The following is a 24,653-nucleotide window of genomic DNA, read 5'->3' as shown; positions in this document are numbered from 1 at the left end:
TATATTAAAGAATTATTTTAAATTTCGGTTTTGGCAAGAGTTAAATAAAACAGCTCCTCTGCTCCTGCCTTTTTCAAGGTTTTTCCACATTCGTTCAACGTACTGCCTGTTGTGAAAATATCATCGACGATAATTATTTTCTTTCCTTCAACATTATATTTTTCGTTGAGCTTAAAGGCATTGAAAACATTCATACGTCTTTCGATTTCATTAAGGCTGTTCTGCGGAACCGTATTTTTTGTTCTTATGAGCATATCGGAAATATATTTTGTTCCGATTTCTTTGGATATTTCTTTTGCAAGCACATCAGACTGGTTATAACCTCTTTCTTTAAACCTTTCCCTACTTATTGGAACGGGAATTATAACATCGGCAGTTATCAACCTTGTATTGCTGTCCTTTACGGCATGTCCCATTATTTTTCCGAAAGCAATACCTCGTCTTTTCATGCCGGAATATTTAAAGCTCAATATTGCATCTCTTACATCCTTATATTTATAAAGACTTATTCCATCGGAAAACACTCCGAGCTTACTCATACATTTACCACAGATGGGATTTGATTTATTTTCAAGCTCTCTTCTGCACAATATACAAGTTTTATATTCCAGTCTATCTATATTTCCGCATTTTTCGCATACAGCCTCTCTACTGTTCAGATTAAGCAGTTCACCGCAGAAAACGCATCTTTGAGGATAGATTAATTTAAGTATATAATCAACTGTCTTCACTTATACTTCTCCCCATATCGTTCGTTTCCGCCATAAACTCATATAGCGAACACATTCTGTATGCCAATCCGGAATATCGGCTTATCTCCCTATCGTTCGCAACCATCTTTTTTACGGCACTTCGTAGTCCGACAACAATAACAAATTTCTTTGCTCTTGTTACTGCGGTATAAAGAAGATTTCTCGACAAAAGCATTTGCGGGCCACTGTGTATCGGTATAATAACAACAGGATATTCACTGCCCTGCGATTTATGTATTGTTACGGCATAGGACAGCTCAAGCTCCTCCAGTGCGGTAAATTCATATATGGCAATTCTCTTATCGTCAAACTCAACCGTAACCGTTTCATTTACCGAGTCAATCTTTTTGATTATACCCATATCTCCGTTATATACGCCTGTTCCGTCGGAGGTAATTCTGCCTGTTTCCGAAAGCATTTTCCATGCAAGATTATAATTGTTTTTTATCTGCATTACCTTATCGCCTTCACGGAAAACGCCATTCTGTGTTTCATATTCGTTTTTGACCGATGCCGGAGGATTTAATGCCCGTTGAAGCGTTTTGTTCAGTCCCGATGCACCTATATCGCTTTTTCTCATTGGTGTAAGCACCTGCATATCCCAGAAGGAATCCACTCCGGTAAACTGTGGCAGACGCTTTGTTATGAGCTCAACAATCGTCTGCGGTATTTTTGCGGCATATGGCTCATTGACAAAGAAAAAGTCGGTGCCTTTTTCATTCATCACAGGATCTGTTCCGGCATTTATCCTATGTGCATTCATTATTATGGCACTTTCCTGTGCCTGTCGGAAAATCTGCGTAAGCCTTACGACCTTGACTATTTCGCTCTTAATTATGTCCTTAAGCACATTTCCTGCCGCAACCGACGGAAGCTGGTTAGCATCACCGACAAGTATAAGCCTTGTTCCCGGTTCAATAGCTTTCAGCAGAGCATTAAAAAGCTGCATATCCACCATAGAAACCTCATCAATTATAACAACATCCGCATCTATCGGATCTTCCTCATTTTTTTCAAACTTCTGCTTTGCATTGTCGTTATCGTTATAGGAAACTCCGAGAAGTCTGTGTATTGTTTTTGCCTCTTTGCCTGTTGCCTCGGTCATTCTTTTTGCCGCACGTCCGGTAGGAGCTGCAAGAACAACCTCAAGACTCATGCTGTCAAACAGAGATATAATATTGTTTATTATCGTTGTCTTTCCCGTACCCGGGCCACCGGTTATAACAAGGACGCCTTCCTGCATTGCTTCGACAACAGCCTGTCTTTGCTGTTCCGCAAGATATATTCCCGATCTGTCCTCAAGTCTTTCAATTTTCTCGTTTATGCTTTTGAGATCTGCCTCATCATGGTAAAAGGAAAGCTCTATTATTTTTTTAGCGGCAGATACCTCCGTATAATACATCTGCATTGTATATACAGCATCAATATCTTCTACCTTTTCCCTAAATATTTTATGCTCAATCTGGAGCTCCTTAAGACAGTGCTCAACCGTTTCACTGTCAGCTCCGAGTATCTCCTCCGCTCTTGCCGTAAGATTGTTGAACGGCATAAATACATTGCCGTCAGCAACATCCATATTGAGTATATAGCGTATTCCGGATTTAATCCTGTTTGGTGAGTCTTTGGAAATTCCCATGCTGTCGGCAATGCTGTCCGCTGTTTTAAAGCCTATTCCTATAATATCCTCTGCCAGCCTGTACGGATTTTCCTTTATAATCTCAATGGTTCTGTAACCGTATTTTTTATATATTTTAACAGCCATTGCCGCCGAAACGCCATAATCCTGCAAATAAAGCATTGCCTTACGCACATCTCTCTGAGCACAGAAGGCTGTGTGTATTTTCAGTGCCTTGTCGTAATTTATTCCCTTTATTTCAACAAGCCTGTCAAACTTTTCTTCTATAACATAAAATGTAGCCGCACCGAACTTGTCCACAATCTTCTTTGCCGTCTTTGCTCCTATACCCTTTATTGTTCCCGAGGCAAGGTATCTTTCTATTGCGGCGGCATTTGTCGGCACGACCTTTTCGAAAATATCAACCTTAAGCTGTAAGCCATAGGACGGATGTATAACCATAGTTCCCGATAATTTAAGCGATTCGCCTTTACTGAGCTGCGGTATTGTTCCGACACATGTTACTTCGTCGCCGTCATCACTGTTAAAATTAAAAACAGTATACCAGTTTTCCTTATTCTGAAATATTATATCCTCAACAGTACCTTCGAGCACTATCGTATCGTCCATATGTATCTCACCGCCTTTACCCAAAATAATATCATAGCAGGGTATAAAATTCAAATTTACAAATTCTTAATATACGTTTATTATATTAGTATAAAGTATTAATTACAATAGTCGGTCAAAAGGAGAGCTATACAATGCCCGATAACAAACCATACAATTCATTAAGCGACCATTTAAAAGAAAAGCTCGGTTCAAAAACGGTTAAGCTTTCGGTCAATGCCGGATTTACCTGTCCGAACCGTGACGGAAAAATAAGCACAGGCGGCTGTATTTTTTGCAGCGGCAGCGGTTCCGGAGATTTTGCTCCGTCGGCAGAGCTTTCCATTGCCGAGCAGCTTCGTCTTTCCAGGGAAAAGCTTTCCGGAAAATGGCCCAATGCAAAGTATATCGCATATTTTCAGGCATTTACAAACACATATGCTCCTATTGACGAGCTCAGGAAAAAATATTACGAGGCTCTTAACTGCGAAGGCATAAGCGGAATAGCAATCGCAACACGACCGGACTGCATTGATGATGAAATTCTGGAACTGCTTAAAGAAATAAATTCAAAAACATATCTCTGGGTTGAATTCGGACTTCAGACCTCCGACGAAGATACCGCAATACTTATAAACAGAGGCTACAAAAACGAGGTATATCTTTCAACAATGGAAAAGATGAAAACCGCCGGAATAGAAACCGTAACGCATATAATACTCGGTCTTCCATATGAAGACCGTCAGACAATGCTTAACTCCGTTGACTTTGCCGTTTCCGCAGGAACAGACGGAATTAAACTCCAGCTTCTCCACATAATCCGAGGAACAAAGCTCGAGGCTCTTTATAATCAAAAGCCGTTTCATATTATGAGCCGAGATGAATACACCGATACGGTAATCGAATGTATCGAACATCTTCCGCCAAATGTTGTTATCCACAGATTAACAGGCGACGGCAACCGAAATGAATTAATTGAGCCCAAATGGAGCATGGACAAGCGTGGCGTTTTAAACGAAATCCACAGAAAAATGAAAATAACCAACAGTTTTCAGGGAAAATTGTTGAAATAGATAATTGTATAATTATTTATGATGGTTTATAATATATATCTATCCTAAAAATCAGAATAATAGAGTTACTTTGCGGCGGTGGTTATGGTGTACAATAAAACAAGAGCTTTGGCTGAAAACAAGCTTCTTATTTTATATTTGGTAAAAAAAATAGAAATTCCTTTGTCTAACAGTGAAATCTGGCAGTTTGTGTCCGAAAAAAATCTGATGGACTATTTTTCTGCACAACAATATCTTTCGGAGCTTGTCGAAAGCAGACTTCTTGAAATGACAACCGAAAATAACACTACCAGATATACAATAACCACTGAAGGCGAAGATATTCTTAGATATTTCAACAAACATATTTCAAACCATAATAAAAACATAATATGTGAATATGCTAAGGAAAACTCAAAACGTATACGTGCGGAATATTCCGTTACGGCAAATTATTTTCACGAATTAAACAGTGATGACTATACCGTAAAATGCGGTGTATGCGACAGCGACGGAACAACCTCTTTAATGGAAATAAGCATAAATGTTGCTACAAGGGATCAGGCAAGACTGATATGCCGCAACTGGCGTGACAACGTAAACAGCCTTTACGGAAAAATACTTCATTGTCTTTCAGAAGAACCTAAAAACGATAAAGCCAAAAATTCCTCCGAATCATAATTATATTCGGAGGAATTTTTTATTTTGATATTTTTAAATTGAGAAATAGCAGTACATATAATTTACAGTCTTGCTGTTGTCATTTGTAAAATAATATTCCTTTACAATTCTGTAATCTCCCGAACTAAGCTCACCGTAAAGCTCTGCCCAATAAAAACTCATTGTCGCAACAGCATCAGGTTCAACATAATACGAGGTATTGCTCCATTCCGGAGAATCATCTATACATTGGCAATGCACCCATCTGCCGTTTATATTTTTCTCTATCCTGTAATATTCGGGAAACATTATCACAAACCCGGAATTATTGGTTATATCCGCATTAAGGCCTCTTATGCTTTCGGTTTCGATAGCAGGCTCAAAGCTGACAAGTCCATTCTCCGGCTGTTCTGTCTGGTTTCCTGTCTGCGGTGTATAATCTGTACGCCATACGCTGAACACTACGGGAAGATTGTTTTCCATTCTGTAAACATCAATCTTATATAAACCGCCAAAAAGAGCACAGCTGCACCCAATAAAGCCTATGAGAAATAATGCAACTTTTTTCATACACAATCACCCGACTTTTTATCATTCTGTATACAACGGCATTTTGACAGTAACCTTAAACACATCTCCGTCAACCGAAACATCAAGCTTTCCGCCCTGTATTTCCGTAAGGCTCTTTGTAATGGAAAGACCTAATCCGGAGCCTTCCATCGTTCTTGATGTGTCGCCTCTTACGAATCTTTCCGTAAGGCTCTTTACGTCTACTTCGTCAATGGGAATGCTCGAAACATTTTTGATAACAAGTATGCCTTCCTTTTCGTTTTTGGAAATATCAATAAATACCCTTGTATTTTTCATTGTATACTTTATCGCATTTGTTATCAAGTTTTCCGCTATTCGCCACATATGGCTTCCGTCAGCATATATATATACTCCGTCCTCGGCATTAAACTTAAATTCAACGCCTGAATCTTCTATTCTTTCCTCAAACTCACCCAGTGCCTGTTCCATAAGCTCCTTATAATCAAGTTTAGCCTTTGAAACCGCAAGGTTTCCGCTTGACGCCTTGCTTGCCTCAACAAGGTCCTCTATAAGCTGTTTAAGTCTTCTTGATTTTTCATCAAGTATTGCCACATAGTTCTGCGCTCTTTCGTTATCAAGCTCTTCTCTTTTGAGCAGGTCTACATATGTGATAATAGAAGTCAGCGGAGTTTTAAGGTCATGTGAAACATTTGTTATAAGCTCTGTTTTCATCTTTTCGCCCTTAACCGCACGACCGACCGCCTGCTTAAGTCCGCTCTGCATATTGGAAACGTCCTCGGCAAAGTTCACCATTGACGGAGATATGTTTTTCATATCTATCTTACAGTCAAAGTTTCCTTCCGATGTTTCCTTAACGGCAAACATTATTTTCTTTATAGACCTCATAGCCCTTGAAACAAATATAACTGCTATTATGTTCAAAATAACCATAAACACAATCGGTATAAAGCTATCGCTTGCATGGGCAAAAGCTCCCAATACGGCATTTGCAACAGCAAACAGAACAAGGCACAATATTGTCCACATTCTTATGTTCGAATATTTTATGAACGATGCGATAAATCTTACCGTTGCAGCTATAAATGTATTCGAAAAAAGCTGTTTTTTCTTAATTTGCCTTGACATACAGGTTACAAAGCTTGTAAGCACAATCGTATCAACAACAAACAACAGACACATAAGCCCTTTTACAAGGTTTACCCATTGCTCACGCATATAGTATGTGCTTGTCATAAGCTGTACGGCCAAAAACAGCGAAAGTCCGGCTATTGCGATAAAAATAATTAAATGAACATCGTTGAATATGTTATCAATAGCCATAAGTGTAACCTGGCTGTTTTTGCCTGTCTGCCCGGCAACATATGCAAGGAACACAATTCCGACAACCATTATAACCGCGCAGGCAACCGCTACGCCGACTGCCTTCGGCGCAAACTCTCTTCGCTTGTCGTATGCCTGACACTGTTTGTTGAATACTCCGCTTCCATCATCATCGGTTTTTACTCCGACATGAAGCGAATATCCGTTATTAAGAAGTATTCTTGAAACCGAATCAAGATAGTTGTCATAATAGAAATAATTTATAAGCTCGCCTTCGTCACTGTAAGTATAATAATTTTCAGTATCATATACCATTTTTCCTTTAGAATATCTTCCGTCAAGGAACGAATTGATTTCAAGATTATCAATTTCATTTACCGAGAGATTTCCTATTGATATATTATCCTTTGAGCTTACAAGATTGTAACAGAAATCACTGTATCTCTCCAGCTCCTTTACGGAATCGTCATATTCATAAAGCTGATCCTGTATGGCCTGCTGTTTATAGGTTTCGTACCTCTCATCAAAATACGCCTGGTCGTTATAATCCGTAAATTTTACATTCACAGGCTGACCAACAGACGAATATATTGTATATTCACCGAGCGAATTGGAAAGCGCAAAATTATATATAACCTTTTCTTCGTTCAAAGCCGCACCGGATTTAATATTCTCCTCATTTTTATAAACAAGGTTCACATTAACAACGTCCCTTACAAGCTGACTGTACTGGGCATAAAAGGTTTCCGTATCATAATAGCTGCTGTAATTAAGTCCGGATTCATAACGTGTATCAGAAACATATACAAGCCCGGTACAAGCCAAAAGACTTGCCAGAAGAACAACTATAACAGCCGTTATTTTTGATGCGTTTGAGTACATTTTAGAGCTTTTCGATTTTATAGCCAATGCCCCACACCACCTTTAAATATTTAGGCTCCTTCGGATTGATTTCGATTTTTTCTCTTATTCTTCTGATATGTACGGAAACGGTATTTTCGGGAGCAAAGGATAATTCGTTCCATACCTTTTCGTATATTTCATCTATGGAGAATACCTTTCCTGCGTTTTCCATAAGAAGCTGTAATATTCCGTATTCGGTTGCAGTAAGCTTAACCGGTTCTCCGTTTACACGAACCTCTTTTGAATCCTTATCCAGCTCAAGGTCGCCGATTTTTATTATATTTGCTTTTTCTGCAATAGAGCCGAGAGAAGTATATCTTCTCATATGGGATTTAACTCTTGCGATAAGCTCAAGCGGATTAAACGGCTTTGTTATGTAATCGTCAGCACCGAAGTTAAGGCCGATAATCTTGTCTGTATCCTCTGATTTTGCTGAAAGCATTATGATAGGTATGTTAAGTGTTTCTCTTATTTTTACAACGGTTTTAAGTCCGTCCATTCTCGGCATCATAATATCCATGATAACAAGATGAACCTCGTTGTTTTCGAGCACCTTAAGTGCCTCAACGCCATCATATGCCTTAAGTACGTTATAATTTTCCTGCTGAAGATATATTTCAATAGCATCAACAATGGCTTTTTCATCGTCACATACGAGAATATTTAATTTTTTAGAATCCATAGTGTCCTCCCTAACCAAAATCGACCATACTCAAATAATTATAAAATTATTACAGGTTAATTATATCATACTAAAGGTATTTTAAGAAACCATTCCTTTTTTCTTTCAATATTCTTAAGGTTGTAAAACATAACCTAAAAAGTACAAAACCAGCTTACAAAACTTTTATTGTTCTTCCTTTCTGAACAGAATATATAAGACATTCCTTAACCTTCATTCCCGTAACCTTTTCAGCTGCTTTTTTATAGAGCTGCATCTGCACTCCGTATCTTTCAGAAAGCTCGGACAATTCATCTACATAATCCGTTTTATAATCCAGAAGAACTATCAGTCCGTTTTCTACAAAATAACAGTCTATTCGTCCATGAAGTATTATGCTTTCGTCCATATATCCGCATTTTTCCTCGCCATATATTTCCGACGGCTGTATTGCAACGGTAAAAGTTTCCTCTCTGAAAACGCATTCTGCCGCCGAAATTCTTTTAAACAGCTCAGAGGACGTAAACATTTCTATTTTTTTGATGCTTACCGACATCCTTTCTTTTTCGCTTAGTATGCCTTTTTTACAGCAGAGGTCTACGAGCTGTTTTATTCCGGCATAGTCATAAGTTCTGTCAAAGCTCAAATGTTCGATTACCTTATGGACGGCAGTACCCTTTTCTGCCGCAGACAAACCTTTGTTTTCCGAATAGAATTCCGGAGTCTTAACAACGTAAGGATATTTTTCGCCGTTTATTTTTTTAATATCCGTAACGGTTACAGAGCCGGGAATGGCCGTTTCTGCCTCATATGGATATTTCCAGCTTAATCTTGAATTTACCTGTTCCTCGATAAACGCTTTATCTTCATCGGTTTCTGCGGATTTATATATCTGCTCGCTTTCGTATATCTGCTGCGTGCTCTGTACGGCATCAATAAAGTTAATGTCAAAAACAGCTTCGTGGTACATAAGTCCGTTTCCGGAAGACTCCTGATATTTGCCGATAAAGTCGCATATAGCTTTACCGCTTCTGTGCCTTATAAGCGACATCATTATCCAGTCCAGATAGCTTCCGGCACTTACAATATCCTTCGGATGTATTTCTATCTTTTCAATGCCGTTTGCCGTATTCCAAAGCTTTGCCTTTGTCGGGCCGAATTTTACATTGCCCGTTATTATAAGCTTTTCCTTTGCTCTTGTCATTGCAACATAAAGCACTCGCATTTCCTCTGCCGCTCTGTCGTCGTCACATGCCTGGCTTATTACAGCTCTCGGAAGGGTATTGTATTTTACTCTTGTATCCGTATCGGTAAATTCACTGCCGATACCGAATTTTTTGTGTATTATTATATCATTGCTTAAATCACGTTTATTGAATTTTGCGGCTGTTCCGGCAAGTATAACAACAGGGAACTCCAAGCCTTTGCTCTTATGTATTGTCATAATCTGCACAGAATTTCCGCTGTCACTGCCTGTTTTTCCGTCTATGGTTATTTTGTTTTTATCTATTTTTTCAATATATCTGATAAAGTCAAAAAGTCCCTTAAAGCTCAGATTGTCATAATCGGAGGCTTTTCTTACAAGCTTAAGAAGATTAGCCTGTCTTGCCTTTCCGTCCGGCATAACTCCGGCATAATCATACAATCCCGTATCGGTAAAAACCTTCCATATAAGCTCATTTATCGTATTATACAGCGATATATCACGCCATTTATTTAAGTTGGAATAAAACTTAGCAAGTCTGTTTCTTAAATTTTCGTCCGAACCGCTTTCAATATACCGCCTTACGCAGTCATAATATTCCTCTTCACCGGAATTAAGCTTTATTGTCAACAGCTCGTCCGCCGTAAAGCCGTACACAGGCGACCTAAGCACAGCCGCAAGCGGTATATCCTGTCTCGGATTGTCAATAAGCTTTAAGAAATTTAAGGCTGTCATAACCTCCGTTGTTTCGAGAAATTCCGTACTTGTGTCTGCCGATGCCGGTATAGAATGCTGTCTGAATATTTCGACCATTTCCGCTCCATGCGTCATGCTTCGCATAACAACGGCAATATCGCTGTATTTAAGCGGTCTGTATTCTTCAAGCTTATTGTCGTAAACCTCCATACAGTCATTTCCGTACATAAGTCCTTCTATTCTTTCGGCAATAAATTCCGCCTCTTTTTCAAAGCCGGAAAGGTCATCATCATTATCGTTTTCTTCATCCACAGTTTCACCGTTGGTCACAATGCAGTCCAGCTCAACTGCACCGCCTGCCTTTGCCTCGCCGATATATTCGGGAAATTCCATGCCGTTATAGAGCATGGCATTTTTGTCATAGGCTATTCCGCCAAACTCCTTCTGCATAAGCTGCATGAAAATGAAATTAATTCCGTCGAGAACCTCTTTACGGCTTCGGAAATTCATAAACATATCTATTCTTTCGTTTTCCGCACCGTTTCTTATTTCGTAGGTATTATATTTATCAACAAATATATCCGGATCAGCAAGTCTGAAGCTGTATATACTCTGCTTAACATCACCTACCATAAATCTGTTTTTTCCGTTTGACACAAGCGTAAGTATAAGCTCCTGAACGGCATTGCTGTCCTGATACTCGTCCGTCATAACATATACATATTTTTCTGACAGCTCCTTAGCCGCCTCGGATTTTATGGGATTTTCGGCAGTCGAGCCTTCTGCCGTAAGCACCTTAAGGCAATAATGCTCCAGATCTCCGTAATCCGCTATACGTCTTTCCTTTTTCTCCGCATCGAACATATCGGAAAATTCGTTTACAAGATCAAGAAGAGCACATATTCCGTAGCCGGATTTTTTTATTCCGTCCTTCATTTCGTCAATGGACAGAAATATAAATTTTTCGACAGCCTTTCCGATAAGCTTTTTTGCCTTTTCCCTCAAAAGCTTAACTCTCTCTTTATTGTCCGAATCTGTTTTTTTGCGTGACAATGCCATATATTCTATATTTTTTACGGCATTGAAAAGCTTTTCAAATTCGCCGGAAGGAATGCTTTCTATATACTCATATTGTTCAATATCGCTCTCAAGCATAGGAATATATGTGTCAGGCCCGTATTTTTCGGCAGAATCCAGTGCATCCTGTGTTATTGCCTTTGCCTCTCTTATATATTCCCTTATATAGCCTTCTGCTCTGGAAAACCAAATATCAGCAGTTTTTTCGTCATTATAAGCTGCCTTCTGCTTCTCTATCCATTCTTTTTCATTCGGAAAGCTTCTTATAAAATCATATATTCTCAAAACAAGCTCACGCAGTTTTTTGTCCGATGTTCCGTCGCTGTAATTTTCTACCATCCAGAAAAAATCCTCAGGTTCTTCCGAAGCATATTTTTCCTCAAACAGCCTGTCTATAACCTCTTCCCTTATAAGAAGTATCTCTGCCTCATCCGCAACCCGGAATGCCGGATCAATACCGAGTATATTATAATTTTCCATGGCAACGTGCAGACAGAAGGAATGTATTGTCGTTATATCTGCACGATTGAGAAGAACCGCCTGTTTTCTTAAAGCCGTTGACTCCGGATTAAGCTCAAGCTGTTTGTTTATTGCATTTCCTATTCGTTCCTTCATTTCTGCCGCCGCAGCCTTTGTAAACGTAACGACAAGAAGCCTGTCTATATCGACAGGCTCTTTTTCGTCCGTTATGAGCTTGATTATCCTTTCAACCAGAACAGCTGTTTTTCCCGAACCGGCCGCAGCAGAAACAAGAATATTTCCGTTCTTTTCGTTTATAGCCGCAAGCTGTTCTTTAGTCCATTTGTTTGACATAAAACTACCTCAGTTTAATCACACAGCCCCTTTCATTCTCTGTTCAAGGGACAAATATCTTGTAAAGGAACTGAACATAGCCGAATATGAATTAAAGCAGAAATTTCCTATAAACGCACTCTGTATGCGAGTTACGTTTTCGGTATTGAACAGATATTTCATTACCGCCGCAGAAAAAAGCTCGTTAAAATTAGCCGAATACATTGTTGCACAGGCATAAAGCAGTTCAAGCATTTTCTGCTCCGGCTGGCTGAGACCGAAAGCATAGGTTATTGCCTTTTTCATGCTTTCGTATTTCACACTGCATTTTCCGCTTTTAAGTATCTTGACGGTATGATGTATAGCCATAAGCTTTATAAATCTTCTGCCCTTTTCCTTCGTCAGCGAGTATATATTTTCCCTGAAAACATTTCCGCTTGTTTTCAGCTCGATAAAATATTCGTATGCGTCCGCAATTATCGAATTAATACATTCCTCATAAAACGCAAGAAAAAAGCTGTTGTCAAGCTTATATATTCTCTCAAGATATTTTCCGCTTTCATCTTCAACCGATGTTCTTATTATTTCATATTTTCCGATTGGCTTATTATATAAAAATTCAAACATAGACATAACCTCCATGTGAAAATTTTATAATAACAAGCTATAATCTTTCAAAGCATATCTTACGCATTTTGCGACAGTACCTTTTTCAAATCGTCAACCGTAACGTCCAGCGTATATCCGCCCATATCGTCAAGAAGAGAAACCAGCTTAAGATTTATGTCGTCCAAAAAATAAAGCATATGCGACATACCGCTGTTTTCGGCATATTCCATAGCCTTTTCAAAGCTTTCAAAGCTGTCGCTGTATTCAACCTCAAATATTTTATTATATATTTCAGAAAAAATATCTGCGTTTTTCTTTCCTTTGTTTTCACAGGCAATAAGCACTTTTACCTTAGTTTCATTATCATTTTCGCTCATGCTGTACGCCTCCTTTTTGACAATAATAACAACTTAAGCAAAAAAAATCAATAAATATTATATGTTAAAGCTGTTGCAATATGTCGGTTTATGGTCTAATATATTACAAATAGGATTTTTAAGAATTTATCAAGGGGGATAAGCATGGAGGCATTAAAAAAGAAAATTTTAACTGACGGAGCAGCATACGGCTCAGAAATTGTTAAAGTAGACAGTTTTATCAATCACCAGATTGACGTTGCATTCTTAAACGAAATAGGAAAGGAATTCGCAAGAATATTCAGCGATGTTGAAATAACAAAAATCATCACTATCGAGTCTTCCGGTATTGCAATAGCCGTAATAGCCGCACAGTATTTCAATAACGTACCTGTTGTATTTGCAAAGAAGAGTGAATCAAGAAATCTTGATCCCGACAAATACCACGGAGAGGTTTATTCTTTTACAAAGCAGAAGGTTTATCCTATCATGATTTCTAAAAAATATATATCACCGAATGATAAAATACTTATCATTGATGATTTCCTTGCAAACGGCAAAGCCGCTCTTGCGCTCAACAACCTTTGCGAGCAGGCAGGTGCAACCGTACAGGGCATCGGTATCGTAATCGAAAAAGGCTTCCAGCCCGGCGGAAAGCTTCTCAGAGAAATCAACAATATCAGAGTTGAATCTCTTGCAATAATCGATAATATCGATAACGGTGTTATCACTTTCAGAGATTAATATAATAATTAATGAGCTATTGCAAAATAGAAGATCAATCATCTATATAGCAATAGCTTTTTTGTATATAAATGAAAAAAACAGGTTTCAAAAAACCTGTCGTAAATCGTAACCAAATTAATTTTTGTACAGCGGAAGGGGTTGGGAAACGAAGCGTTTCCCAAGTGGAATCCGCAGACGGAATTCACTTCCGTCGAGGAGAATAGCGAGTTTCAAGGCTTTTAGCCGATGGAATGAGCTATTCATGCCTCTGTTTAAGCAAGTCGAAATCCTGATTTCGACTTATTTTTATTCTTCTTTTCTGAATATCGTCTGCAATACAGAACGCTTCGGAGCAGAATCCGTCTGCATTTCAGTCCAGTAATCAATATACTTTCCTGTTCCTATCGCAACACAGCTCATCGCCTCGTCCGCAATCATAACCGTTGTTTTTGTTCTTTCCTGTATAAGCTTATCAAGACCGTATAAAAGGCTTCCGCCGCCTGTCATAACTATTCCTCGGTCTATTATATCTGCCGCAAGCTCAGGCGGTGTCTGTTCAAGAACGCTATGTACAGCCTCGGCAATGCCGTTTGCGGATTCCGACAACGCCAGAAGCATTTCATCGGACGTTACCGTTATGTTTTTAGGCAGACCTGTTATAAGGTTTCTTCCTCTTACGTCCATTGATACGGGCATGGTTCTTTCGTATGCCGTACCTATGTTTATTTTAAGCTGTTCGGCTGTTCTTTCGCCTATAAGCACATTATGCTTTTTTCTGATAAAGCGTATAATAGCCTCGTCAAAGTCGTCACCTGCAATTTTTATCGACTGGCTGACAACCGTACCGCCGAGAGAAAGCACAGCTATATCCGTTGTTCCTCCGCCAATATCGACTATCATGCTTCCGCATGCCTTTGATATGTCTATTCCTGCACCGATAGCCGCCGCAACAGGCTCTTCTATAAGCACAACATGTCTTGCTCCTGCCTGATGGACAGCGTCCTCAACGGCACGCTTTTCCACCTCTGTAACGCCGCTCGGTATACATACCGTAACGGTCGGCTTAACAAGCGTTTTTCTTATAAACGCTTTATCTATAAAATATTTAATCATCTTTTCCGTAAGCTCATAATCGGAAATAACGCCCTGTTTAAGCGGTCTTATTGCCGCAATGTTTCCCGGCGTTCTTCCGAGCATACGTCTTGCCTCTTCTCCTACAGCAAGTATTGTGTTTGTATCTCTGTCAACGGCAACCACAGACGGCTCATTGAGCACAATTCCCTGTCCCTTGACATACACAAGCACATTCGCCGTTCCGAGGTCAATGCCGATGGTTTCACCCATTCCAAACATTTTAAACATAATTATTCTCCTTATTATGTTTTGTTTTATTACGAATTTTTAAGCTCCACAATAGTAACGCCCATTTCGCCTTCTCCGTATACTCCGGGACGGAAGGTTCTTACATGAGGATTTGTCCTAAGATATTTCTGTACAGCGGCACGAAGCACGCCTGTTCCTTTACCGTGGATTATTGTAACCGTCTTAAGTCCGGCAAGGAATGCGTCATCAAGATACTTGTCTATGTTTCCGAGTCCTTCCTCAACATTCTGGCCACGGCAGTCTATTTCTGACGCAATATACTGGCTCTTTCCGGCACGCACTTTTGTGGAAATGTTTCTTGAAGCATTCGACTTAGGCTCTTTTTTAGGCTCATAATATGTCAGCTCGTTAAGCGGAACCTTAAGCTTCATGTTGCCTGTCTGAACCATAACATCGCCGTTTGAATCCGGAGCGGAAAGAGCAACTCCCGTTTTATCGAAGGAAACAACATATACGTTATCTCCGGCTTTAAGATTTTGTATAGGCTTAACTGCGGCAACCTTCTTTTTCTGTGCCTTTGATATTGCCTCGTCCATTTTTGCAACCTTACTCTTAAGCTCTGAACGCTTTTCGTTCATCTTATTCTGGTTTGCGGACTTTTCTCTCATTGCCTTATTCATTTCTTTTATGATACGGTCAGACTCTTCCTTAGCCTGCTGATAAACCATACGGGCCTCGTTTCTTGCATCGGCAAGTATTTTTTCACGCTGGTCATTTATTTTGGCACGCTGTTTTTCAACCTCGTTTTTAAGTCTTTCCGCTTCTTTTCGGAACTGTTCGGCTCTTTCCTGTTCATATACAACTGTCTTTTTGCTTATTTCAAGGTCGGTTATTACATCTTCGAATTTAACATTTTCACTGCTTATGAATTCCTTTGCACTGTCAATAACATAATCCGGAAGTCCGAGCTTTTTGGATATGGCAAAAGCATTGCTCTTTCCGGGAATACCGATAAGAAGTCTGTATGTCGGTCTCAATGTTTCAACATCAAATTCACAGCAGGCATTTTCGACGCCTTCCGTTGAAAGTGCATATACCTTAAGCTCGCTGTAATGTGTTGTTACTGCCGTTCTTACATTCATTTTGTGAAGAAGCTGTATTATAGCCATTGCAAGTGCCGCACCTTCGGTAGGATCGGTTCCTGCTCCAAGCTCATCGAAAAGCACAAGGCAGTTAGGTGTAACGCTGTTTATTATACTGACCGTATTGGTCATATGAGCCGAGAAGGTACTCAGGCTCTGTTCGATAGACTGCTCATCGCCTATATCCGCAAATACATCATCAAATACGGCAAGTTGTGAGCTGTCGAATGCCGGAATATGCAGACCTGCCTGTCCCATAAGCGTAAAAAGTCCCAATGTTTTAAGTGCAACGGTTTTACCGCCGGTATTCGGTCCGGTGATAAGAAGTGTATTGAAATCTTTACCGAGGTTAATATCAATGGGAACTACCTTCTTTTCGTCCAAAAGAGGATGTCTGCCCTTTCTTATGTCGATTATTCCATTTGTATTGAATATAGGCTCTGCGCCGTTCATTTTTAACGAAAGCTCCGATTTCGCAAAGATAAAATCCAAATGAGCTATAACATTTATATTTGCCTCAATAACATCAACATTTTCGGCAACCATTGCGGAAAGCATTGCAAGAATCTTTTCTATTTCTTCCTTTTCCTTTGCCTGAAGCTCTTTTATTTTGTTGTTGAGCTGTATAACAGCAGTCGGCTCCATGAATACGGTTGAACCTGTATTGGAACGGTCATGCACCATTCCGGGAAAGCTTGACTGATATTCACTTCTTACCGGAACGCAGTATCTGTCGTTTCTTATTGTTATAACTGCGTCCTGGAGCATATTTTTATATGCCGCAGAATATATGATTGTGTTAAGCTTATCTCTTATACTTCCGTTAGCATTTCTTATCTCTCGTCTTACCGTACGAAGTCCGCTGCTTGCATCGTCAGAAATCTCCTGTTCGTTTACGATACAGCGGCTTATCTCTTTTTCAAGATTTGTTATTGTTTTTACTATTTCAAAATAGTCCTCAAGCACAGGAAATACATCTGCTTTGTTTTCCTGCTTTGCATAATTTTTCACCTTACGGCAGACATAAAGAAAATCACCGACAGCCATAAGCTCCTCTATTCCAAGAACTCCACCTGCCTCTGCTCTTCCGAGCTGTGTTCTTATGTCCTTTATTCCTCCGAGCGGAAGTCTGCCCTTCTTCAAAGACATATTTACCGCCTCGGTGGTTTCCTTCTGTTCTCTTGTTATTGCATCTATATCGTGCATAGGCACAAGCTCATCGCATTTTTCCTTGCCCATAGGCGAAAGTGCCAGTGCGGAAAGCCTGTCCCTTATTTTTATATATTCTAATGTTTTTAAAGCCTTTTCGTTCATTTTTTACTCCGAATTATTTTATCTCCTTGATAAGGCCGCTTCTGTAAGCAGACACAAGCTTATCAAGCTCAGATATATTCTTTTTAAGCTCAGCACCTATATCGGTATTGCTGACCATTATTCTTGCCTGTGAATACTGTAAGGCAACGGTTGAAGAATGTATATCCTTTTCTTCCGCAATAGCCTTTTCTCTCGATTCAAACGGTTCATGCGAAACAAGCACAAGTCCGTGTGAATTATAAATAAGCGTATATCCGGCTATACCCGTTTCCTTCTGATATGCCTTTGCAAAGCCGCCGTCAATGACAAACAGCTTTCCGTTTGCCTTAATGGGGCTTTCGCCTTTTTTTACCTTTACCGGAACGTGTCCGTTAATTATATGTGATTTATCGGGATTAAGACCAAAGTTTTCGAGTATGGCTCTGCATACGCTTTCCTCATCTCTTCTTTCATAATAAGGACTCTTGTTTTCAACATGAGTTGCTTTATCCTCAATAAAATATCTTTCAAATGTTGTCATTGCGTCCTTGCCGAAAAGCGGTGAATTTTCTCCACACCAGAGATACCACATAAGGTCAAGACATTCTCTCTTTGTTTCACTGTGTGGAATTGTGTAATAGCCTTCACGCATAACTCTTTCGACTGCATCAAGATAATCCTTGCCCTTAAGTCTTTTTCCTCTGAAATTAACCTCTTTAAGACTACCATCTGCATTGAGCGGTATACAGCCGTGATAAAGAAGGTTTGAATTAAATATATTATAAATACTTCCGTTGCTGAGAAGGAAACGCACATGTCTTTGAAGATCACCGCTGTTTACAAACGATGACTTTATTTTGTCCATAACATCCTGTTCTTCCTCCGAAAGGCTGAACGGATCTTTTGGATCTATTGTAGGAAAGTTCATATCAAGCATAGGATAATCAACGCCCTTTATATTGATTGTTCCCTTTTCGAAATCTATTTTATCCAAAAGAAGTCTGCCTTCCATACCAAATTCCGGATGACGTTTTATTATCTGCGCCTCCATCTTAAACTGCATTATGGAGATAGCCTTGTGCATCTTGGCAGTAAGCTGAACCTCTTTGTCCGTAAGCATATCAGCATCAGAATTTTTCGGAAGGAAATACGTACATGGATCATCCGCATATTTTTCCATGGCAAATGTGGCAAGCGGTATAAGATTTATTCCGTATGCCTCCTCTACCGTATCAAGATTGCAGTATCGAGCCTGTATTCTTATTACGTTGCAAATAAGTGCCTGACAACCGGCAGCCGCACCCATCCAGCTTATGTCATGGTTTCCCCATTGAACATCTATCGAATGGTAATTTTCAAGTATATCCATTATCTTTGCCGCATTAGGACCTCTGTCATATATATCACCTATAACATGAAGTCTGTCGATGGCAAGTCTTTGTATAAGATGAGATATTGCGGTTATAAAACGATCTGCCTGATCAAGTCTTACGATAGACTCGATTATCTGGTTGTAATAAAGCTCCTTATCATCGCCTGTGCTGTCCTCATGGAGAAGCTCCTCGATTATATAGGCAAAATCCTGCGGAAGTGCCTTCCTTACCTTGGAACGGGTATATTTTGCCGACATAACCTTGCATATGGTTACAAGGCGATGAAGAGTGATTTTATACCAGTCGTTCATATCGCTTTCGGTCTTTTTAATTTCCTCAAGCTTCTGCTCCGGATAGTAAATAAGTGTTGCAAGTGTTTTCTTTTCGCTGTCACGCAGACTTGTCCCAAATATATATGTTATATGATTTTTTATAACACCCGATGCGTTTCTAAGCACATGGCTGAATGACTCATACTCGCCATGTATATCAGAAATGAAATGCTCTGTTCCCTTAGGCAGGTTAAGTATCGCCTGAAGATTTATTATTTCAGTACTCGCACTGGTTATATTAGGATACTGCTTAGCAAGAAGTTTAAGATACTTGAAGTCATCTGCTGTAATTTCTGCCTCAATATTTAGCATTCCAAAATCTCCCCCTGTAATGATTGTTATTTGTCTGCTGATATTCTTTTGTATTTATCTTTATTTCTTTCGGCCGGATTAGCCTTAAAGTTTATATAAATCACCGTTTCTGCGGCAATAAATATCATATTTAATACAGCAAGCACCACTTTGAAAAGCACTTCCGCAATATAAGTTCCGGAACCCCACATAAAGAAAAAGCTTACAATATAGCTTAAACCGTAATTCATAAGTCTGCACACTATAAGAAAACCGAATGTTCTGAACCATCTTCCCGTAACTATCGAACGGCTGAATCCGAGCGGTTTAATTCCCTTTATGTCATCAAGTACAAGTGCCTCAAGATTGAACGCCCAGAAAACCGACAATATAACGCCGGGAATAATTCCAAGAATATACAGCACTCCGACAGCAGCGGTATAAACAATTCTCATCAGAATAAATCTCGGGCCTCTCGAAAACGCTGTTGAAAGCGCCTCTTTATAGCCTGTATTTCTGCCTTCACAATAATCGTTCACAAGCGAAATAACCGCCATTGCTCCGAAGGGAGCTAAAAACAGGTCTATCATAACATTAAGCATATTATAAACCGCAAAATTCTTATACTGTGTCGAATTAATAAAGCTGAACAAAGTATCCGTACTTGAAAGTATTGCGTTAATATCAATTCCGTTTTCTATGTTTGTAAGCACAACCGAAATATAGCCTGACAAAAGGCTTAACGGAAAATATATTACAAACATTATAAACATAAGCTGAACAAAATTTTCCTTAAACAGCCTGAATCCATATGCAAGCGCCTCGACAATGGACATATTCTTTCTGTTTCTAATATCATCTGCAATCATAATTACTTCTCCTTTTTACACATACCAATTTAATTATATAATTTAATATAATTAAAGTCCATAAAAATTTGATGACCGAATATACATATATAAAACATTATTTATTCGGAGAAAAACATGCCAATTATATATCTCAGTCCGTCTACACAGGAATATAACAAATATGTAACCGGAGGAACGGAAGAAGAATATATGAATCTGCTTGCCGACAAAATGGAGCCTTATCTTATATCCAGCGGAATCCGCTTTGTAAGAAATACTCCCGAAATGACTGCTGCAAGCTCAATAATACAGTCAAATATGGGAAATTACGACCTGCATCTTGCTCTTCATTCCAATGCCGCTCCGGAATATCTTGCCGGAAGACTAATGGGTACAGATGTATACTATTATCCGAGAAGCATAAGAGGAAAAGAAGCCGCAGAAACCATAGCGGCGAATTTCCGAACCATTTATCCATATCCGGAGCTTGTAAACGCTCTTCCGACAACATCAATAGGCGAGGTTCGAAGAACAAAAGCTCCTTCCGTTCTTATCGAGGTTGCCTATCACGACAATTATGAGGACGAGGCATGGCTAAAAAATAATCTTGATGAAATTGCAGTAAATATAGTCAAGTCGCTCACGCAGTTTTTCGGTATTCCGTTTATACCTGCCCAAGGAGTCCGGACCGGCTATGTCATAACCGAAAGCACTCCGCTCAATATCCGTTCTTATCCTTCCTTTGATTCGGAAATAATCGGTTCGATACCGAAAGGAGCGGAAGTGAATGTTGTCGGACAGTATGAGGATTGGTATACGGTCAATTACGGCGATATTTTGGGATATGCTCTATCAAATTATATTGAAATAATATAATTTTAAAAGCTGCGGCAACCAACCGCAGCTTTATCATCTGTTTTTCCTTATTTTATATATTGCCGTAATTCTGCCATAAGGACTTACTTTTTTATTTCTGTCCGAAAGCTCAAAGCCTTTTCCGTCAACGGCAATAATTCTGTTACCAAGCCTTCTTGCTATAACAGAATAACCGGAAACATTGAACATTCCCCATTTTCCATTGGGTATATCCGGTGCATAACGAATAAAAATATAATCTCCGTTATTGATTTCCGGTCTTAAGCAGTCGCCATAGACTCTGAACATAAAATCAGCATTGTCCGGCATATTCGGTGCATTGAACCTTTCCCATTTATCACAGCTCACAAGCTTGCCCATTGAGCTTTCCGAAACGTCAAGCCTGATACAGGTTTTTACTCCGCTGTAATTGCTTATATCTACATTTCTGTCCTCTTCATGCTTTAAAACGGTTCTTATATATCTTCTGTTATCCTCATTGAGATGTCTGTAAATTTCAAGAATACCGCTTTCTTCAAACCAGAAAGAGCCTTTATCCTCTATTTCGTCCTGAAAAAAGTAATCGGGATTATAGCCGAGAGATGAAAATATTTTATAAAGACAGTCTGACTTTGGAAAGCTTATTCCGCGCTCATAATTTGCAACACTGTTTATGCTTATTTCCAGCTTATCGGCAAATTTCTGCTGTGTCATTCCTCTTGATATTCTCGCATCTCTAAGTCTGCTTCCGAAACTCATATTTTCATCTCCCGTCATAGTGATTTAGTTTTCAAGATATTTTTTAAGATATTTACCGGTATATGATTTTTCGCACTTAACGATTTCCTCCGGAGTTCCTTCCGCAACTATTGTGCCACCTCCGTCGCCGCCTTCTGGTCCGAGGTCGATTATATAATCCGCTGTCTTTATAACATCGAGATTATGCTCGATTACAACAACGGTGTTTCCGTTTTCGGCAAGTCTTTGAAGTATATCAATGAGTCTGTGTACATCTGCCATATGAAGACCTGTTGTAGGCTCATCGAGTATATACATCGTTCTTCCTGTGCTTTTTCTGCTCAATTCGGTCGCAAGCTTAACTCTCTGTGCCTCACCGCCGGAAAGCGTTGTGGAAGGCTGTCCGAGCTGTACATAGGAAAGACCGACGTCATTAAGCGTCTGGAGCTTAGCCTTTATTTTCGGTATACTGTCAAAGAATTCAAGAGCCTCTTCGACCGTCATATCAAGCACATCGGATATTGTTTTTCCTTTGTATTTTACCTCAAGTGTTTCTCTGTTATATCTCTTTCCTCCGCATACCTCACAGGGAACATATACGTCCGGAAGGAAATTCATTTCTATTTTGACTATACCGTCACCGTTGCAGGCCTCGCATCTTCCGCCTTTTATATTAAAGCTGAAACGGCCTTTGGAATATCCCCGCATTTTTGCCTCATTTGTCTGTGCAAACAAATCCCTTATCATGTCAAAAAGACCTGTGTATGTTGCCGGATTTGAACGAGGTGTTCTTCCTATGGGTGACTGGTCGATATTTATTACCTTATCGAGATTTTCCTCTCCAAGCAAGTCCTTATGCTTTCCGGCATAGCATTTTGCATAGTTAAGATCTCTTGCAAGTCGTTTATAAAGTATCTCATTTACAAGAGAGCTTTTTCCCGAACCGGATACACCGGTTACACAGGTAAATATTCCGACAGGTATTTTAACATCAATGCCCTTAAGGTTGTTTTCCTCCGCACCTATTACAGTTATATATTTATCGGACTTTCTTCTTTCCTCAGGCACTTCTATTTTCTTTCTGCCGCTGAGATATGCTCCTGTTACACTTCTTTCACAGTTTTTAATATCATCCACACTTCCGGCACAGACAACCTCACCGCCGTTGCTTCCTGCACCGGGACCAATATCGACTATATAATCAGCCGCATACATTGTGTCCTCGTCATGCTCAACAACGATAAGCGAATTTCCGAGATCACGGAGATTTTTAAGTGTTGCAATAAGCTTATCGTTATCTCTCTGGTGCAGACCTATGCTCGGCTCATCAAGTATATAAACAACACCCATAAGTCCAGAACCTATCTGTGTTGCAAGCCTTATTCTCTGTGCCTCACCGCCGGAAAGCGTTCCTGCCGAACGGCTCAACGTAAGATAATTAAGACCTACATCAATAAGGAAGCCTATTCTTGAATTGATTTCCTTAAGTATTCTATCGGCTATAAAGCTTTCCTTTTCGGTAAACTTAAGCGATTTAAAAAATTTATCTATTTCGGTAATACTCAGCTCAGTAACATCGGATATGCTTTTTCCGCCGATTGTTACGGCAAGTATTTCCGGCTTAAGTCGTTTTCCGTGGCATAAAGGGCATTGAACCTGTGTCATATACTGCTCATATTCATAACGCATTGTTTCAGATGTTTCATTATATCTTCTTTGGAGATTTCCGATAACACCGTCAAAATTATATTCATAAAAGCTCATGCCTTTGGCACTCATATATTCAATTTTTACCTTTTCACCCTTAGTACCGTAAAAAATTATGTCTTTTATTTTATCCGGAAGTTCTTCAAATGGGGTATCAAGGCTGAAATCATATTTTTTCGCAAGTGCGCCAAAAAGCTCCGCACTCATACTGCCTTTTGAATTGATGGAATTAAATCCCGGTGCTGTTATTGCACCCTTTGCAATGCTCAATGACGGATTAGGAACAATAAGCTCCGGCGAAAATTTCATCATCATTCCAAGACCTGTACATTCCGGACATGCTCCGTTGGGATTATTAAAGGAGAATGATCTCGGCTCAATTTCCGGTATATTTATTCCGCAATCGGGACATGAAAAGCTCTCACTAAACGTAATGCTTTCTCCGCCGATAACATCAACAACAATTATTCCGCCGGAAAGTGCCGACGCCGTTTCCACCGAATCGGTAAGTCTTTGCTGTATTCCGTCCTTTATTTTCAGTCTGTCGATAACTATTTCTATTGTATGCTTTTTATTTTTATCAAGCTTTATCTCTTCCGAAAGGTCGTATACCTCGCCGTCAATTCTCACACGCACATAGCCGTTTTTCTTTGCGTCCTCAAGCAGTTTGACATGCTCGCCCTTTCTCCCTCTTACGATAGGTGCAAGTATCTGTATTCTGCTGTCGGCAGGTATAAGCATTATTCTGTCTACTATCTGGTCTATTGTCTGCTTGGTTATTTCACGTCCGCATTTAGGGCAGTGCGGCACACCTACTCTTGCAAACAGAAGTCGGAAATAATCATATATTTCCGTAACTGTTCCGACCGTAGAACGAGGATTGTTACTGGTTGTTTTCTGATCTATGCTTATTGCCGGAGAAAGTCCGCCGATATAGTCCACATCAGGCTTGTCCATCTGTCCCAAAAACTGTCTTGCATATGATGACAGCGATTCGACATATCTTCTCTGGCCTTCCGCATATATTGTATCAAAGGCAAGCGAGCTTTTTCCCGAACCGGACACACCGGTAAACACAACAAATTTATCTCTCGGTATAACAAGGTCTACGTTCTTAAGATTATGCGAACGTGCACCTTTGATTTCTATTACATTTTTAGTCAT

General features: G+C 39.6%; 18 protein-coding genes. 4 read left to right on the top strand and 14 right to left on the bottom strand.

Annotation, left to right across the window (positions count from 1 at the left end):
• Positions 1 to 17 precede the first annotated feature (17 nt).
• A complete protein-coding gene (locus tag KQI66_RS11495) occupies positions 18 to 731 on the bottom strand; it encodes a ComF family protein (RefSeq protein WP_216428044.1) in 714 nt (237 codons plus the stop codon).
• On the bottom strand, positions 718 to 2,997 hold the full coding sequence (gene recD2, locus KQI66_RS06955; RefSeq protein WP_216428042.1) for an SF1B family DNA helicase RecD2: 2,280 nt from the start codon (positions 2,995 to 2,997) through the stop codon (positions 718 to 720). The genes KQI66_RS11495 and recD2 overlap by 14 nt, the downstream gene beginning before the upstream one ends.
• 134 nt (positions 2,998 to 3,131) lie before the next feature.
• Between recD2 and KQI66_RS06950 the strand changes: the two genes are divergently transcribed.
• Positions 3,132 to 4,049 (top strand): TIGR01212 family radical SAM protein, encoded by a 918-nt coding sequence (locus KQI66_RS06950; protein WP_216428040.1) that lies wholly within the window; start codon positions 3,132 to 3,134, stop codon positions 4,047 to 4,049.
• 84 nt (positions 4,050 to 4,133) lie between these two features.
• Entirely contained in the window at positions 4,134 to 4,709 is a 576-nt protein-coding gene (locus tag KQI66_RS06945; RefSeq protein ID WP_216428038.1) for a DUF4364 family protein, read from the top strand.
• Positions 4,710 to 4,742: 33 nt separating this feature from the next.
• Here the strand turns inward: KQI66_RS06945 and KQI66_RS06940 are convergent, their stop codons facing one another.
• The 6 genes from KQI66_RS06940 to KQI66_RS06915 form a co-directional block, all read right to left on the bottom strand.
• On the bottom strand, positions 4,743 to 5,258 hold the full coding sequence (locus tag KQI66_RS06940) for an immunoglobulin-like domain-containing protein (RefSeq protein WP_216428036.1): 516 nt from the start codon (positions 5,256 to 5,258) through the stop codon (positions 4,743 to 4,745).
• 21 nt (positions 5,259 to 5,279) lie between these two features.
• Positions 5,280 to 7,469, bottom strand: a complete 2,190-nt coding sequence (locus KQI66_RS06935) for a sensor histidine kinase (RefSeq protein WP_216428033.1) — start codon at positions 7,467 to 7,469, stop codon at positions 5,280 to 5,282.
• Entirely contained in the window at positions 7,444 to 8,145 is a 702-nt protein-coding gene (locus tag KQI66_RS06930; protein ID WP_216428032.1) for a response regulator transcription factor, read from the bottom strand. Before KQI66_RS06930 ends, KQI66_RS06935 begins: the two co-directional genes overlap by 26 nt.
• A 154-nt stretch (positions 8,146 to 8,299) precedes the next feature.
• The gene (addA, locus tag KQI66_RS06925; protein ID WP_216428030.1) at positions 8,300 to 11,914 is read right to left on the bottom strand and encodes a helicase-exonuclease AddAB subunit AddA; all 3,615 of its coding nucleotides are present in this window, start codon (positions 11,912 to 11,914) and stop codon (positions 8,300 to 8,302) included.
• An 18-nt stretch (positions 11,915 to 11,932) separates the two neighbouring features.
• Positions 11,933 to 12,520, bottom strand: a complete 588-nt coding sequence (locus tag KQI66_RS06920; protein WP_216428028.1) for a hypothetical protein — start codon at positions 12,518 to 12,520, stop codon at positions 11,933 to 11,935.
• Positions 12,521 to 12,579: 59 nt separating this feature from the next.
• Complete coding sequence (locus KQI66_RS06915; protein WP_216428027.1) at positions 12,580 to 12,879, bottom strand: hypothetical protein; 300 nt, start codon at positions 12,877 to 12,879, stop codon at positions 12,580 to 12,582.
• Positions 12,880 to 13,023: 144 nt separating this feature from the next.
• On the opposite strand from KQI66_RS06915, the gene KQI66_RS06910 reads away from it, so the two are divergent.
• Positions 13,024 to 13,602 carry a xanthine phosphoribosyltransferase gene (locus KQI66_RS06910; protein ID WP_216428026.1) on the top strand — a complete coding sequence of 193 codons (579 nt, stop codon included), beginning with the start codon at positions 13,024 to 13,026 and terminating at the stop codon, positions 13,600 to 13,602.
• Between the two features lie 288 nt (positions 13,603 to 13,890).
• On the opposite strand, the gene KQI66_RS06905 is transcribed toward KQI66_RS06910, so the two are convergent.
• The 4 genes from KQI66_RS06905 to KQI66_RS06890 are packed head-to-tail and all read right to left on the bottom strand — an operon-like array spanning position 13,891 to position 20,207.
• On the bottom strand, positions 13,891 to 14,946 hold the full coding sequence (locus tag KQI66_RS06905; protein WP_216428025.1) for a rod shape-determining protein: 1,056 nt from the start codon (positions 14,944 to 14,946) through the stop codon (positions 13,891 to 13,893).
• 29 nt (positions 14,947 to 14,975) lie between these two features.
• Positions 14,976 to 17,363 carry an endonuclease MutS2 gene (locus tag KQI66_RS06900; RefSeq protein ID WP_216428024.1) on the bottom strand — a complete coding sequence of 796 codons (2,388 nt, stop codon included), beginning with the start codon at positions 17,361 to 17,363 and terminating at the stop codon, positions 14,976 to 14,978.
• A gap of 13 nt (positions 17,364 to 17,376) precedes the next feature.
• A complete protein-coding gene (locus tag KQI66_RS06895; protein ID WP_216428023.1) occupies positions 17,377 to 19,359 on the bottom strand; it encodes a fructose-1,6-bisphosphatase in 1,983 nt (660 codons plus the stop codon).
• Between the two features lie 26 nt (positions 19,360 to 19,385).
• Positions 19,386 to 20,207 carry a hypothetical protein gene (locus KQI66_RS06890; RefSeq protein WP_216428022.1) on the bottom strand — a complete coding sequence of 274 codons (822 nt, stop codon included), beginning with the start codon at positions 20,205 to 20,207 and terminating at the stop codon, positions 19,386 to 19,388.
• Between the two features lie 117 nt (positions 20,208 to 20,324).
• On the opposite strand from KQI66_RS06890, the gene KQI66_RS06885 reads away from it, so the two are divergent.
• Entirely contained in the window at positions 20,325 to 21,065 is a 741-nt protein-coding gene (locus KQI66_RS06885; RefSeq protein ID WP_216428021.1) for an SH3 domain-containing protein, read from the top strand.
• Between the two features lie 33 nt (positions 21,066 to 21,098).
• On the opposite strand, the gene KQI66_RS06880 is transcribed toward KQI66_RS06885, so the two are convergent.
• Together KQI66_RS06880 and uvrA are read right to left on the bottom strand one after the other, a co-directional pair.
• Positions 21,099 to 21,803 (bottom strand): helix-turn-helix domain-containing protein, encoded by a 705-nt coding sequence (locus KQI66_RS06880; RefSeq protein ID WP_216428018.1) that lies wholly within the window; start codon positions 21,801 to 21,803, stop codon positions 21,099 to 21,101.
• A gap of 24 nt (positions 21,804 to 21,827) precedes the next feature.
• Positions 21,828 to 24,653 carry an excinuclease ABC subunit UvrA gene (uvrA, locus tag KQI66_RS06875; protein WP_216428016.1) on the bottom strand — a complete coding sequence of 942 codons (2,826 nt, stop codon included), beginning with the start codon at positions 24,651 to 24,653 and terminating at the stop codon, positions 21,828 to 21,830.

The sequence above is a fragment of the Anaerotignum sp. MSJ-24 genome (genome assembly GCF_018918145.1).
GTDB lineage: Bacteria > Bacillota > Clostridia > Lachnospirales > Anaerotignaceae > Metalachnospira.
This window is presented reverse-complemented; position numbering and strand designations above follow the sequence as displayed.